The following is a 13,847-nucleotide window of genomic DNA, read 5'->3' as shown; positions in this document are numbered from 1 at the left end:
GACCGGCACCGACCGCTGGAGGAAGGTGGACCGGTGCAACGAGGTGGCCTGGCGCGACCCAGAGGGCGGGCCGGGGCGACCGCCGTGCCGCTCCTCCTGCTGGCCGGGGTGGTGCTGGTCGCACTGAACCTGCGCGGGCCGCTGGTGGCGATCGCCCCCGTGGTCGACGCCATGCGGGCCGACCTGGGGGTCTCCACCGGCACGATCGGGCTGCTGACCAGCATCCCGGTGCTCTGCTTCGGGCTGGCCGCTCCGCTGGCGTCGCTGCTCATCGCCCGCACCGGGGTCCACCGCGCGGTCGTCGTCTCGATGGCCGGGGTGCTCGCCGGCACGCTGCTGCGCTCGCTGGGCAGCCCCACCGCTGCGATCGCGGGCACCGTCGTCATCGGCCTGGCCATCACCGTCGGCAACGTCGTCGTCCCGGTCGTCATCGGCCGCGACTTCCCCGGCGCCACCAACGTGGTCACCGCCGCCTACACGGCGGCGCTCAACATCGGCTCCACGCTCACCTCCGCCCTCACCGCCCCACTCGCCGACCTGGTCGGCTGGCAGGTCGCGCTGGCCGCCTGGGGGCTCCTGGTCGTCGTCGCCGCCACCGTCTGGACCGCCGCACTGCGCCAGCAGGTCGCCCGCGCCGCCGCGGCCGAGGCGGCGGGCACCGCGCCGCCTCCGCCGGCACCGGTCGCGCCCGGCCGCTCGGTCTGGCGGCAGCCGGCGGCCTGGGGCCTCACGCTGGCCTTCGCCGGCCAGGCGTTCAGCTACTACGGGGCGACCGCGTGGCTGCCCACCCTGCTGGCCGACGTGAACGGGATGACCCGGGCGGCGGCCGGGGCCAGCTCCGCGTTGTTCCAGGTGTTCGCCGTGGTCGGCGCCTTCGCCGTCCCGGCACTGGTGGCCTGGTGGAAGCGCCCGTCCATGGTGCTGCTGGCGGTCACCGTCGTCTGGGCGGCGCTGCCGCTGGGGCTGCTGACCGCCCCGTCGCTGTGGGCCCTGTGGTGCTCGCTGGCCGGGATCGCCCAGGGCGGCGGCATCACCGTCGTCTTCATCGCGATCGTCCGCCGGTCCCGGGACCTGACCGAGAACCGCCGTCTCTCGGCGATGGTGCAGGGTGGCGGTTACGTCGTGGCCGCGACCGGCCCCCTGGTGATCGGCACCGTGCACGAGGCGAGCAGTGGTTGGAGCGCGCCGCTGCTGGTCATCCTGGGGTCAGTGGTCGTCATGGCCGTGGCCGGCACGGCGTCCGCCGGTGGCCGGACCGAGGCAGCAACCGAGGCGGGACCGGTACCGGTCCCCGCAGGGGAGGAACGTCGTGGGTGAGCTGGTGGTCGTCCGGCACGGGCAGACCGAGTGGAGCGCGAGCGGGCAGCACACCGGCCTGACCGACCTGCCGCTGTTGCCGCACGGCGAGGACGACGGCCGACGGCTGCGCCCGGTGCTCGGTCAGCGGGAGATCACGCACGCCTTCGTCAGCCCGCTGGTCCGGGCCCGGCACACCGCCGAGCTCGCCGGGCTGTTCGAGGGCGGCATCGACGCCCAGCTGGAGCCGGACCTCGTCGAGGTCGACTACGGCGGCTGGGAGGGGCTGACGACGCCGGAGATCAGCGAGCGCGTCGGCCACTCCTGGTCGCTGTGGCACGACGGCACGGTCCCCGGCGAGACCCCGGGCGAGACGCTGGCGCAGGTGGCCGAACGGGTCGACCGGGTACTGGAGAAGGCCCGCCCGCTGCTGGCCGACGGGGACGTCGCCCTCGTGGCGCACGGCCACGTGCTGCGGGTCCTGGCCGCCCGCTGGATCGGCTTCGGCCCGGAGCAGGGCGCACTGCTCCCCCTCGCCACGGGCCGGTACGGCACGCTCGGGTTCGACCACGAGTGGCAGGCACTGACCGGCTGGAACACCGGCTGCCCCTAGGCGAAGGCGAGCTCCGGTTCGGCCTCGGGCTCGGGGCGCACCGGGCGGCCGAACAGCCAGCCCTGACCCAGGTCGGCCCCCACGGCCCGTGCCTGGTCGGCGATCCGCTCGGACTCGATGCCCTCGGCCACCACGACCCCGCCCTGCAGGTGGGTCAGCTCGGTGAGCGCCCGGGCGATGGCCTGGGCACCGGGTTCCTGCAGCCGGGAGACGAGGGTCTTGCTGAGCTTGACGACGTCGGGGCGCACCACGCTCACCAGCGCCAGGCTGGACCAGCCGACGCCGACGTCGTCCAGCGCCACCCGCCAGCCCAGCGACCGGTGGTGTTCGAGCACCGAGAGCAGGTGCTCGTGGTCGATCACCGCGTGCGAGGCGACGACCTCGAACACCAGCTGCCGGAGGTCGATGCCGCTGTCGTGCACCGCCCGCTCGGTGCTGGCCAGACACACCGAGGGCCGGTGCACCGCCGCCGGGTCGGAGTTCACGTAGAGGTCCGCGCTGCCCAGCCACCCGGCCGCGCCGCGGATGGCGGCCTCCCGGGCCACCCGGTCCAGCCGACGCAGCCAGCCGGCCCGCTCGGCGAGGAAGAACAGGTCGCCGCCGCCGACCTCGCGCCCGTCGACCCGGCCGCGCAGCAGCGCCTCGTGGCCGACCATGCCGCCGGTCGCCAGGGACATGATCGGCTGGTAGACCGGCCAGAGCTCGGCGTCGGTGAGCAGCGCCATCTCCACGGTCACCCCGCGGCGGGCCAGCTCGACGGCGAGCGTGGGTGCGGTGAGCAGCCGGGTGGCCAGGGCGACGCCGTCGCTGGGTGGGTCGGTGGTCACCCGGACCGCTTCGGTCTCGGCAGCGGTGAGCTCCCGGGCCAGCCGCTGGAAGAGCCGGTCGATCCGCCGGCCGCCCTCGTCGTCCACGATGTCCAGGAGTCCGGGGGCGGTGCCGATCCGCAGCCCCATCGCCCCGGCGATCCGGGAGATGCTGGGCAGCACGTGGCTGAGCGTGCTGGCCAGCTGCAGCCGGCGGGCACGCTGGGGGGTCTCCCAGGAGGGACGAACGACGTCCACAGGCTCGTTCACCGCTGCAGGATGACCGACGGTGACCCCTCGAACACGCAGGCGCGCGGGCCGGGTCCTGCCCGTCCCCAGCACGGGGGAGGTCACACGCCGCGGAAGATCAACTCGACTAGTGTCCCAGGTGTGCCTCCCCTGTCTCCCGCCGATGGTGCACGCCCCAGTCGCGGCGGGAGGCCGCGTGATCCCTCCCGCGACGGGGCCATCCGGCAAGCGATCCTGCGGGTGCTGGCCGAGTCGGGCTATGCGGCCCTGACGATGGACGCCGTCGCCTCGGCCGCCGGTGTCGGCAAGGCCACGATCTACCGCCGCTGGCGGACCAAGTCCGAGCTGGTCGCCGACGCCGTCGCCGAGCTGAGCGAGAAGTCGATCGAGCCGCCCGACACCGGTTCGCTCGAGGGCGACCTCCGGCTCCTGCTGCACTGGCTGGTCGATGCGGTCAACGGACCGCTCGGTGCGGCCACGCTGTCGCTGCTGTCGGCGCTGCCGCACGAGCCGGAGCTGCGCGAGGCCTTCCACAGCGGCCCGATGGAGGTCTGGAGCTCGACGTTCCGCCAGGTCTGGGAGCGTGCCGAGGCCCGCGGCGAGGTCCAGCCGGCGGCGCTGGGCACCGCCGTGGCCACGACGGCGAGCTCGCCGATCCTGCAGCGCTGGCTCTTCGGCGGGGAGCCGGTGTCGACCGACTTCGCCGACGAGGTGCTGACCGACGTCGTCCTGCCGCTGGTCTCCGCCCGCCGCGCCGCCTGAGCCGCGCCGGCAGCCTCAGGCCGCCGGCGCGCTGGACCGGAAGGCCCGCAGCCGCAGGCTGTTGGTGACCACCAGCACCGAGGACGCCGCCATCGCCAACCCGGCCAGCAGCGGGTTGAGGAACCCCAGGGCGGCCAGCGGCACCAGCGCGACGTTGTAGGCGAAGGCCCAGAACAGGTTGCCCTTGATCACCGCGAGGGTCCGTCGGGACAGCCGGACGGCGTCGACCGCGGCGTCCAGGTCGGCCCGCACCAGGGTCAGGTCGCTGGCCTCGATGGCGACGTCGGTGCCCGAGCCCATCGCCAGCCCGAGGTCGGCCTGGGCCAGCGCGGGTGCGTCGTTGACGCCGTCGCCGACCATGGCGACCACCCGGCCCTGGGCCTGCAGTTCCCGGACGACATCGACCTTGCCCGCGGGCAACACCCCGGCGACGACCTCGCCCCGGTCGGGGTCCAGCCCGACCGAGCGGGCCACCGCGGCGGCGGCACCGGCGTTGTCACCGGTGAGCAGCACCGGCGCGAGCCCCAGCTCCCGCAGCCGTGCGATCGCCGCCGCACTGGTGGGCTTCACGGTGTCGGCGACGACGCAGACCCCGGTGACCGCGCCGTCCACGGCGACCAGGACGGCGGTCTGCCCGGCCTGCTGGGCCCGCTCGACCACCGCGGCCAGGTCGGCCGGTACCGGGCCGGGCATCGCCGATGCCCGCCCGACGACGACGTCCCGACCGTCCACCCGCCCCTGCACGCCGATCCCCTGCTGACTGGCGAAGCCCTCGACCTCGGGGAGCTCACCGGCGGCGGCGACGATCGCCCGGGCGATCGGGTGCTCGGAGCCGGCCTCCACCGCGGCCGCCAGCCGCAGCGTCTCCGGGTGCCCGGCCACCTCCACCAGGCTCATCTGCCCGGTGGTGACGGTGCCGGTCTTGTCCAGCAGCACGGTGTCCACCCGGCGGGTGCTCTCCAGCACCTCGGGACCCTTGATCAGCACGCCGAGCTGGGCGCCACGACCGGTGCCGACCAGCAGGGCGGTCGGCGTGGCGAGGCCCAGCGCGCACGGGCAGGCGATGACGAGCACGGCGACCGCGGCCGTGAAGGCCGCCGTGACGTCGCCGGTCACGAGCAGCCAGGTGACCAGCGTGGCCACCGCGATGACCAGGACGACGGGGACGAAGACCGCCGAGACCCGGTCGGCCAGCCGCTGCACCGGCGCCTTGCCGCTCTGCGCCTGGGTGACCAGCCGGCCGAGCTGGGCCAGCGTCGTGTCGGTGCCCACGCGGGTCGCCTCGACGACCAGCCGGCCGCCGACGTTGACCGTCGCACCGGTGACCCGGTCTTCGGCGGAGACCTCGACCGGCACGCTCTCGCCGGTCAGCATCGACAGGTCGACCGCGGAGCTGCCGCTGACGACGACACCGTCGGTGGCGACCTTCTCCCCCGGCCGGACGACGAACCGGTCGCCGACGACGAGCTGGCCGATCGGTACCCGCACCTCGCGCCCGTCCCGCAGCACGGCGGCGTCCTTGGCCCCCAGCTCGAGCAGCGCGGTCAGCGCGGCACCGGAGCGGCGCTTGGCCCGCGCCTCCGCCCAGCGGCCGGCCAGCAGGAAGACCGTGACCGCCGCCGCGACCTCCAGGTAGATCTCGTGCGTGCCGGCGCCCCGTTCGGGGAGGAGCGTGAACTCCATGCGCATGCCGGGCATCCCCGCGTCGCCGAGGAACAGCGCCCACAGCGACCAGAGGTACGCGGCGCTGATCCCGATCGAGACCAGGGTGTCCATGGTGCTGGCCCCGTGCCGGGCGTTGACCACCGCGGCGCGGTGGAACGGCCACGCACCCCAGACCGCGACCGGGCTGGCCAGGGTGAGCGCGAGCCACTGCCAGTTGTCGAACTGCAGCGCCGGGACCATGGACAGCACCAGCACCGGCAGCGTGAGCGCGGCACTGACCAGCAGCCGCTGCCGCAGCGCGGCCTCCGGCGTCCGGGCCACCTCGTCCGGGGCCCCGGCGTCGTCCTCGGTGACCGGCGGCGCCGGCAGCGCGGCGGAGTAGCCGGCGGCCGCGACGGTGGCCACCAGCTGGTCGGGGTCGACCCGGGCCGGGTCGAACCGGACGGTCGCGGCCTCGGTGGCGTAGTTGACGCTGGCCTGCACGCCGTCGAGCTTGTTGAGCTTGCGCTCGATCCGGTTCGCACAGCTCGCGCAGGTCATGCCGGTGATGTCGAGGCGGACTTCGTCCTCAGCAACCGGGCCCTCGCCGGCCGGGCCCCCGGCTGCAGACGGCTCCGCCTGGGGCCCCGCGCTCATGCCGGCTGGGCGGTGTAGTCGCCGGCCTCGGACACGGCGGCCTGCACCTGGTCGGTGGTGACGTCGCCGACGACGCGCAGCCGGCCGGTGGCCAGGTCGACGACGACCTCCTGCACGCCGGAGAGCTCGTTGACCTCCTCGGTGACGGAGGCGACGCAGTGCTGGCAGGTCATGCCGGTGACGGTGAAGTCCAGGGTCTGCACGGTGGTTCTCTCCTCGGGAGCGGGGTCAGGGAGCTGATCAGGAACGGACGAGCCGGGCGATGGCGGCCGAGGCCTCGGCGATCTTCGCGTCGGCGGCGGCACCGTCGTCGTCGGCGCTGCTGGCCACCGCGTCACGGACGCAGTGGCCCAGGTGGTCGTCGAGCAGGCCGAGCGCGACCGCCTGGAGTGCCTTGGTGGCCGCGGAGACCTGGGTGAGGACGTCGATGCAGTACGTGTCGTCCTCGACCATCCGCGCGATGCCGCGGACCTGGCCCTCGACCCGCTTGAGGCGCGCGAGCACCTGGTCCTTGTCGCCGGCGTAGCCCGTCATGCCGTTCAGCATACCCCCAGGGGGTACCCCTTCACCACCCGCGCGTGCCGGGCTCCCCCTTGAACGGGCCGACCACCTCGTCGGTGACCCAGCCGCCGTAGAAGTCACCGGCCTGGGCGCGCACCGGCTCGCCGTCGACGGTCGCGGCGTCCAGCCGGCTGGGGTAGAAGGCGAGCGCGCCGCGCAGCTGCTCGTAGCCGGCCGTCGGCTGTTCGTAGGACCAGGCGATCGACGGGTGGCGCACACCGTCGACGACGGCGTCCCAGTAGGTGGCCATGCCCTTGAACTCGCACCACGACGAGCCGGCGCCCCGCTCCAGGACGCCGGCCGCCACGTCGTCCCGGGGGACGTAGAAGACCGGCGGGTGGCTGGTCTCGCAGACCCGCACGGCCCGGTCGGTGCGGGCGATCACCTGACCACCGAGGGTGAGCTCGAGGCGTCGTCCGGTCACCTCGGCCGACGGCGGGCGCGGGTAGCTCCAGACCGACTCCTGGCCGGGTCCGACGGGGTCACGGGGCGGTGGGTACACGCCGCCGAGTGTGCGCCTGCGCGGCGACCAGCCGGTCGCGACGCCCGGGTCAGCGCACCCGGCGGTAGGTGACGTCGACCTTGCGCCGGCGGTCGGTGTGCCGGACGCGACGGACGATCTTCCGGGTCACGACGAAGGTCACGGTCAGGCCGACCACGCTGACGATCGCGATCCCGGGCGGGCTCTGCAGGAACTCCTGCACCTTCGCCTTCCCCTGGTCGGCCAGGCGCTGCGGGTTCGTGCGGAACGCCAGTTCGTCCAGGGTCGCCCCCAGGGACTCGCGGGCGGCGTCGATCTCCTGCTGGATCTGCTCGGGGGTCCTCGGCACGGCGACAGCCTGCCAGATCGGTCCGACCGCGGCCGAACGGGAGGCTCCTACACTGCCCCCAACGCGGGAGTGGTGTAACGGCAGCCACGCCAGACTTAGGATCTGGTGCCTTCGGGCGTAGGGGTTCGACTCCCCTCTCCCGCACAGGGACGCCTCCTGGCCCGGACGGGCCGTGCGAGCACGCGGATCACCCGGACGGTGTCCGGGGCTCCCCCGCTCCCGATGACAGTCCGTGTGTCTGGGGCTCAGCCGGGTACGCGCCGTGCATGCGGACACAACGGCCTTCGATGCCGAGCATGATCGGACGCGGCGTCGTCGCGGGCGTGGGCGGGACCGTCGTGATGACGGCCTTCCAGGAGTTCGTGGAGATGCCCCTCACCAAGCGGGACGAGAGCCATGCCCCGGCTGACTTCGCCGAGAAGGTCACCCCGGCCCGTCCCACGACACGGAGAGGCCGCCGACGCCTGAACCACGTCACGCACTTCGCGCTCGGGACCATGTGGGGCGCGGCCTACGGCGTCGCCGCCTTCCGGGGGCTGCGCGGCCAGAAGGCCGTCAACTCCGTGTTCGCTCTCGTCTACGTGGGTGACGTCCTCCTCAACACCGCGCTGGGCCTCTACCGCCCGACGACGTGGTCACGGCAGGACTGGGCCGTCGACGTGGCAGGCAAGTACGTACAGGCTCAGGGCACTGGCGCCGTCTTCGATCGCATGCTCGATCCGGTCCGGTGAGCGCGCCGCCGACGCTCAGCTGAACGCCCCCACGTCGGGAGGGCCGAGCGGCCTCGTTCCCCGCGAGCCGTCGGGGTGCCGGACACCGAGGTGCGACCCCCGGCAGCAGGTGGGTAGGGGCTGTTCCATGCGCCACACGGGCACGATCCGCCGGCCCCCCGCCGACCCCTCGGTCGAGACGGAGGGGCTGGCCACGAAGCTCGACCGGCCGATGGGCGTGCTCGGCCTGGTGTTCGTGCTCATCGTCCTGGGGCAGGCCCTGGCCCGGGAACCCTGGCTGGTGACGACGCTGAGCGTCCTCGGCTGGATCTGCTGGGCGGTCTTCGTCAGCGAGTTCGTCTTCCGCGCGGTCCGGGCGCCCAGCCAGCGCCGCTTCTGGCTGCGCAACTGGTGGCAGCTGATCTTCCTGGCGCTGCCGTTCCTCCGCTTCGCCCGCGCCCTCACCCTGCTGCGGACCGCCCGCGTCGGCGGCGTGCTGTCCGCCGCCATCCGCGGCTCCCGGTCGGCCGGCCGGCTGCTCACCAACCGGATCGGGTGGCTCGCCGCGGTGACCGGCGTCGTCGTCCTCGGCAGCAGCCAGCTGCTCTACGTCGTGGGGGCCTACGACACCTACGGCCCCGCACTGCACGACGCGGCCATGGCCACCATCACCGGTGCGTTGCTGGACACCGACCACGGTCTCGCCCGTTTCCTGGAGGTGGCCCTGGCCGTCTACTCCGTCGCCGTGTTCGCGACCCTGGCCGGGGCGCTGGGCGCCTACTTCCTGGAGGGACGCCGCGCGGAGGGAGCCGACCCGGCCGCGCCCGGGCCGGGAGGGCTCAGCTGAACTCGACCCGCAGCTCCAGCTGCACCGACGGCGCACCCGGGACGTCGTCGTCCACCACGGCCAGCACGTGCACCCGGGCGTCCTCCACCTCGCGCAGCGCCAGCCCCTCCACCTTGTGCACGCGGCCCTCGACCTCGGGCACCGCCGCGATGTCGAGCACCGTCTCGCCGTCGACCAGCGCGAGGGCCGCGGCGACGACCGGCCCGTCGTCGACCGCGTTCGGGGTGTCCTCCGCGGCCGCGGAGAGCAGGGTCCGCCCGTCGGGCAGCGCGATCGCGTCGGTGACCGCCAGCCCCACACCGGCCACCCGGCCCAGGTCGTAGGACCGGGGCGCCGACACCGCTACCTCATCGGCGCCGGCCCGGCCCAGCACGGCGGCGACCAGGTCGGCCAGCGGCACGTCGACGCTGGCCGGCCCCGCCCCGGCGGCGAGGTTGCCCCGGTGGAACCAGCGGACGGTGTCGCCGTGCCGGCTGGCCCCCTCCAGGTTCAGCTGCTCCGCCGGCACCGCCAGCAGCCGCCCGACCGCGGCGTAGAGCGGACCGAGCTCGCCGGCCTGCACGACCGGTTCGCCGTCCACCAGCCGCACGAGCACCCCGCGCATCCGCCGGGGCGTCGACCCCGACCCCAGCAGCAGGACGGCCGGCTCCCCGTCCACCTCGGCCGGGCAGGCCACCTCCAGGTCGGGCTTGAGGTGCTTGGTGCCCGCCGGCTCGCTGAAGTGGTCCAGCCCCTCGACCGGCGGCAGCACGCGCACCGGGGTCACCCCGCCCGGCCGCACCCAGGCGGCGATCGTCGAGTCGTCCGGGGCGACCAGCCAGCCCTCGCCCAGCGGCGCGATCGCGGATGCGGCCGTCACCGGCGTCCCGTCGTCGAAGGTCAGCGTCCGGACGTCGTCCACCGTGATCCGCATGCACCTGCCGTGCCCGCCCGCACGGCGTGGCACGCCTGCGATCAGCCGAGGGAGTCCATCACCTCGGCGCGGAACTGGGCCAGGAACTGGTCTCGGGTGACGCCACGCCGCTCGGCCTCCCGCTCGCAGAGCATGGCGATCACCAGCGACGACTGCCGGACGACGTCCGCGCGGGTGTCCTCGTCCAGGCCGCCCAGCACCGCCGTCCAGGCCCGCCAGTCGCCGTCCCCGGCCGCCTCGGCCATCTCCAGCACCAACCCGAACCGGCGCAGCGCCTCCAGGTCCGCCATCGGGCCCTCCCCCACTCCTCCGGTCGCCCGGCGCGGCCGCTGGGGCACGACCGTAACGACGTCCCGCCACACCGCGCCGGAGACCGGCAGGATGCCCGGTGAGGCGCGCCGCGGGGGCGCGCCGGAGCGGAGGCCGGCGATGCGGCACCGGGGGCGGACGCGAGCCGCGGCGCTGGCGGTGCTGGCCCTGCTGACCGGGTGCGGTGACCCCGAGCTGCTGGACCCCACCGAGGAGCCGCTCGCCGGCGACCGCGAGCGCATCGTCGCCCGGGTCACCGAGGGCATGACGGTGGCCGCCGACCAGCTCGGTGCGGGCGGGCCGCTCGGCACCCGGGTGGACACCCGCTGCTCCGCCGGTACGGACGACTGGAAGACCCACGACACCCACCGTTCGACCTGCGACGTCTCGATCTCGATGGGGTTCGTGCTGGACGCCGCCCCGGCGGAGGCGCTCGGCGGGGTCGACGGGCTCGAGCTGTTCGAGGAACGGATGCTCGCCGTGGGCTGGGGCGGCGCGGACTGGTTCCTGGCCGGCAACCCGTGGGGCACCGGGGTCACCCCGGACCACCTGCGGACGTACGGGCGACCGGCCAGCGACGTCATCGGGGTGCGGCTGTGGGACCACAGCGGCGACTCGGGTGCACACCTCGACCTCGCCTTCCGGTCGGCCACCGAGCCGGTCGAACCGCCCTCGAGATCACTCGACGACGTCGAGCACTCCCCCGTGGGCCTCTACCACGGCGACACCGAGGGGAGCGGCTGGCAGGACGCCTGGGCCACCGAGCGGGCCGCGCACCCGTTCGCCCTGGTCGGACGGGGCGATGCCGTGCTGGCCGAGCAACCCTGGTGACCCGCGGGCGTCGGCGAGCCGGGTCGCCGGCTCACCCGGTCGGGTGACCCCTCCCCCGGCCGGGCACAGCTGGACGGCGCAGGTGCCGACCACCACGGGGTGAAGGTCTCCGCGCCCCGTGGCGCCACTCCCAGCCCGGCATCGAGCCGTGCCGGTGGCCGGCACGCCGCGCCGGAGCGGCTCGGCACCGTCCTGGTCGAGCAAGGCGTGCTCACCGAGGAGCAGTTGGCCGAGGCCCTGGCGCAGCACGAACGGGTGGGCGCGCCGCTGGGCTCCGTCGTCCTGGCCAGGGGCTGGGTGACCCGGCGCGAGCTCTACGTCGGCCTGGCCGCGGTGTGGGGCGCCGACCTGGCGTTCGTCGACCCGGTCGATGTCGACGAGGAGCTGGCCCGGCGCTTCCCCGCCGCGATGCTCGCCCGCGAGACCTGGGTGCCGCTGCGCGTCGAGGAGGACGGCGACGGTCTGCCCCAGGTCGTCGTCGCCACCGCCGGCCGCCCGTCGGCGCACATCGCCGAGGTGGTCGTGCAGCGCACCGGCATCCCGCGGGTGCGCCAGGTGGTCACCACCGACTGGGACGTGCAGCGGGCGCTGCGCACCGTGTGGCGGGACGAGCTGGTCCACGACGCGGTGAACGCGCTGGCCGAGCGCCGCCCCGACGAGTCGGCGTCCACGGTGTTCGTCTGGCCGCAGGTCGCCGCAGCCGTTGCGCTGTTCCTCGCCACCGTGACCGGGCTGGTGCTCGACCCCTCGCTGACCATGCTGGTGCTGGTCGGCACGGTGAACGCCGCCGTCGCCCTCGCCGTCGGCACCAAGGCCCTGATCAGCACGGTGGGCACCGCCTGGGAGACCGTCGAGCAGGTCACCGCCGCCGAGGTCGCCGCGCTGCAGGACGCCGAGCTGCCCGTCTACACGATCCTGGTCCCGGTCTACAAGGAGGCGGGGATCGTCGGGCTGCTGATGCGCAACCTGGCCGACCTGGACTGGCCCCGGGAGAAGCTGGAGATCCTGCTCCTGCTGGAGGAAGACGACCCGGAGACGCTGGCGGCCGCGCTGGCCGCCGCACCGCCGGACATCGTCCGCATCGTCGTCGTCCCGCACTCGCTGCCGAAGACCAAACCGCGCGCCTGCAACGTCGGGCTGGCCTTCGCCCGCGGCGAGTACGTGGTCATCTACGACGCCGAGGACCGCCCCGACGCCGACCAGCTGAAGAAGTCGCTCATCGCCTTCCGCAAGGGCGGCGACGACCTGGTCTGCGTGCAGGCGGCGCTGAACTACTTCAACGCCCGGGAGAACCTGCTCACCCGCATGTTCACCCTGGAGTACTCCTCCTGGTTCGACTACACCCTGGCCGGCCTGGACAAGCTGCGCCTGCCCATCCCGCTGGGCGGCACCAGCAACCACTTCCGCACCGACATGCTGCGCGACCTCGGTGGCTGGGATCCCTACAACGTCACCGAGGACGCCGATCTCGGCATCCGCGCCTCCGCCCGCGGCCACCGCGTCGCCGTCGTCAACTCCACGACGTACGAGGAGGCCAACATGGCCGTCGGCAACTGGATCCGGCAGCGCAGCCGCTGGATCAAGGGCTACATGCAGACGGTCCTGGTGCACACCCGGCACCCGTGGCGGCTGCTGCGCAGCGTCGGCCCGCGGCAGACGGCGGGCTTCGCGCTGCTCATCGGCGGCACCCCGCTGATGTTCCTGGCCGCCCCGTGGCTCTACGCGATGCTGGCGGTCGAGCTGCTGTGGCCCGGGGCCCTCACCCCTGCCCTGCCCGAGTGGCTGGTCCAGGTCAGTCTCGCCAACCTGCTGTTCGGCAACGGCGTGATCATCTACCTGTCGCTGCTGGCCGGCTTCAAGCGGCGCACGTACGGCCTGGTGCCGTTCGCGCTGCTCTCCCCGCTCTACTGGCTGCTGCACTCGATCGCCTCGTACAAGGCGCTGTGGCAGCTCCTGGTCAACCCGTTCTACTGGGAGAAGACGAACCACGGACTGTCCAGCCACCTGCAGGTCGAGGACGTGCCGAGCATGGACGACGGCCCGGCCACGGAGCGCCCCGCGCCGGCCCAGACCACGACGACGATGCAGGTCACGGCGACGACCCAGGCCGCACGGGACGTCGTCCGGCTGATGGACCCGCACGCCGTCCCTGTGCCACCCCCCGCACCGGACACCTCGCCGGAGGACCGGGCATGACCGCCGCCGACCCGCTGGCCGTCCTGCGCCCGGACGCCTCACCCGCCGAGGCGGAGAGCCACGCCGAGTCGCGGATGCGGCTGGCCACCGCAGCCGGACCGCCCCGGGTGCCGATGCGCCGGGTGCTGCTGACCTGCGCGCTCGTGCTCGGGGTCGAGGCGGTCGTCCTGCTCGCCACCGACCGGTCACTGCACGACGTGCTGCTGCCCGGCTACCTGGTCCTGATCGTCGCGTTCGGGCTGGTCTTCTGCCTCGGCGCCGTCACCGTCGCCGGCTTCGCCGCCGGAGCGGCCGCCGCCGGCCTGGTCGTGCTGGAACCGGACGCCCTGCTGCCACTGCTCGGCGGCGCAGCCCTGCTGGCCCTGGGGTGCGGGGTCGCCCCCGGCTGGGCCCGGGTCGAGGCCTGGCAGGCGGCACACTCCCGCCCGCTCACCGCGGAGGAGGAGGCCGCGGTCGCCCAGCGGGCGCTGAGCGTCGACCGCAGCCGCGGCTGGAGCCGTGGCGTGCGGCTGCGCAACTACTGGCGCACCGACCGGGTGCTCGCAGCGTTCCTGGTGCTGGCGTTCCACCCGCTGCTGGCGGCGTTCTCGCTGTGGTTCATCGACTGGATGCAGCGCCGCTGA

General features: G+C 74.3%; 16 protein-coding genes and 1 tRNA gene. 9 read left to right on the top strand and 8 right to left on the bottom strand.

Annotation, left to right across the window (positions count from 1 at the left end):
- Nucleotides 1-84 precede the first annotated feature (84 nt).
- Nucleotides 85-1,317, top strand: coding sequence for an MFS transporter (locus tag IN07_RS03055; protein WP_064972351.1), 1,233 nt, complete (start codon nucleotides 85-87; stop codon nucleotides 1,315-1,317).
- Nucleotides 1,310-1,909, top strand: coding sequence for a histidine phosphatase family protein (locus IN07_RS03050; RefSeq protein WP_036333485.1), 600 nt, complete (start codon nucleotides 1,310-1,312; stop codon nucleotides 1,907-1,909). Before IN07_RS03055 ends, IN07_RS03050 begins: the two co-directional genes overlap by 8 nt.
- Here the strand turns inward: IN07_RS03050 and IN07_RS03045 are convergent.
- Nucleotides 1,906-2,985 (bottom strand): EAL domain-containing protein, encoded by a 1,080-nt coding sequence (locus IN07_RS03045; RefSeq protein WP_052090637.1) that lies wholly within the window; start codon nucleotides 2,983-2,985, stop codon nucleotides 1,906-1,908. The two genes, IN07_RS03050 and IN07_RS03045, sit on opposite strands and share 4 nt — an antisense overlap.
- Before the next feature lie 120 nt (nucleotides 2,986-3,105).
- On the opposite strand from IN07_RS03045, the gene IN07_RS03040 reads away from it, so the two are divergent.
- Complete coding sequence (locus tag IN07_RS03040; RefSeq protein WP_156119007.1) at nucleotides 3,106-3,726, top strand: TetR/AcrR family transcriptional regulator; 621 nt, start codon at nucleotides 3,106-3,108, stop codon at nucleotides 3,724-3,726.
- Nucleotides 3,727-3,741: 15 nt separating this feature from the next.
- Here the strand turns inward: IN07_RS03040 and IN07_RS03035 are convergent, their stop codons facing one another.
- The 5 genes from IN07_RS03035 to IN07_RS03015 form a co-directional block, all read right to left on the bottom strand.
- Nucleotides 3,742-5,931: a heavy metal translocating P-type ATPase gene (locus IN07_RS03035; RefSeq protein WP_036333481.1), complete on the bottom strand. Its 2,190-nt coding sequence runs from the start codon at nucleotides 5,929-5,931 to the stop codon at nucleotides 3,742-3,744.
- A gap of 92 nt (nucleotides 5,932-6,023) precedes the next feature.
- Nucleotides 6,024-6,230, bottom strand: a complete 207-nt coding sequence (locus tag IN07_RS03030; RefSeq protein ID WP_197058330.1) for a heavy-metal-associated domain-containing protein — start codon at nucleotides 6,228-6,230, stop codon at nucleotides 6,024-6,026.
- Nucleotides 6,231-6,267: 37 nt separating this feature from the next.
- A complete protein-coding gene (locus tag IN07_RS03025; RefSeq protein WP_036333592.1) occupies nucleotides 6,268-6,561 on the bottom strand; it encodes a metal-sensitive transcriptional regulator in 294 nt (97 codons plus the stop codon).
- A gap of 31 nt (nucleotides 6,562-6,592) precedes the next feature.
- On the bottom strand, nucleotides 6,593-7,090 hold the full coding sequence (locus tag IN07_RS03020; protein WP_036333479.1) for a DUF427 domain-containing protein: 498 nt from the start codon (nucleotides 7,088-7,090) through the stop codon (nucleotides 6,593-6,595).
- Nucleotides 7,091-7,139: 49 nt separating this feature from the next.
- The gene (locus IN07_RS03015) at nucleotides 7,140-7,418 is read right to left on the bottom strand and encodes a DUF3618 domain-containing protein (protein WP_052090633.1); all 279 of its coding nucleotides are present in this window, start codon (nucleotides 7,416-7,418) and stop codon (nucleotides 7,140-7,142) included.
- A gap of 63 nt (nucleotides 7,419-7,481) precedes the next feature.
- Here IN07_RS03015 and IN07_RS03010 point away from each other — a divergent pair.
- From IN07_RS03010 to IN07_RS03000, 3 genes are all read left to right on the top strand, one after another.
- A tRNA-Leu gene (locus IN07_RS03010) sits at nucleotides 7,482-7,562 on the top strand.
- 152 nt (nucleotides 7,563-7,714) lie between these two features.
- The gene (locus IN07_RS03005) at nucleotides 7,715-8,149 is read left to right on the top strand and encodes a hypothetical protein (RefSeq protein WP_231557967.1); all 435 of its coding nucleotides are present in this window, start codon (nucleotides 7,715-7,717) and stop codon (nucleotides 8,147-8,149) included.
- Nucleotides 8,150-8,276: 127 nt separating this feature from the next.
- Nucleotides 8,277-8,975, top strand: a complete 699-nt coding sequence (locus IN07_RS03000; RefSeq protein WP_052090631.1) for a hypothetical protein — start codon at nucleotides 8,277-8,279, stop codon at nucleotides 8,973-8,975.
- On the opposite strand, the gene IN07_RS02995 is transcribed toward IN07_RS03000, so the two are convergent.
- On the bottom strand, nucleotides 8,968-9,888 hold the full coding sequence (locus tag IN07_RS02995; protein ID WP_036333475.1) for a DUF6910 family protein: 921 nt from the start codon (nucleotides 9,886-9,888) through the stop codon (nucleotides 8,968-8,970). The two genes, IN07_RS03000 and IN07_RS02995, sit on opposite strands and share 8 nt — an antisense overlap.
- A 41-nt stretch (nucleotides 9,889-9,929) precedes the next feature.
- Entirely contained in the window at nucleotides 9,930-10,178 is a 249-nt protein-coding gene (locus tag IN07_RS02990) for a hypothetical protein (protein WP_036333473.1), read from the bottom strand.
- A gap of 139 nt (nucleotides 10,179-10,317) precedes the next feature.
- Here IN07_RS02990 and IN07_RS02985 point away from each other — a divergent pair, with 139 nt between their 5' ends.
- The 3 genes from IN07_RS02985 (at nucleotide 10,318) to IN07_RS02975 (ending at nucleotide 13,847) form a co-directional block, all read left to right on the top strand.
- On the top strand, nucleotides 10,318-11,028 hold the full coding sequence (locus tag IN07_RS02985) for a hypothetical protein (RefSeq protein WP_036333471.1): 711 nt from the start codon (nucleotides 10,318-10,320) through the stop codon (nucleotides 11,026-11,028).
- 99 nt (nucleotides 11,029-11,127) lie between these two features.
- Nucleotides 11,128-13,224, top strand: coding sequence for a glycosyltransferase (locus tag IN07_RS02980; protein ID WP_064972350.1), 2,097 nt, complete (start codon nucleotides 11,128-11,130; stop codon nucleotides 13,222-13,224).
- Nucleotides 13,221-13,847 carry a hypothetical protein gene (locus IN07_RS02975; protein ID WP_036333469.1) on the top strand — a complete coding sequence of 209 codons (627 nt, stop codon included), beginning with the start codon at nucleotides 13,221-13,223 and terminating at the stop codon, nucleotides 13,845-13,847. The genes IN07_RS02980 and IN07_RS02975 overlap by 4 nt, the downstream gene beginning before the upstream one ends.

This window comes from Modestobacter caceresii (assembly GCF_000761485.1).
GTDB classification, from domain to species: Bacteria; Actinomycetota; Actinomycetes; order Mycobacteriales; family Geodermatophilaceae; genus Modestobacter; species Modestobacter caceresii.
This window is presented reverse-complemented; position numbering and strand designations above follow the sequence as displayed.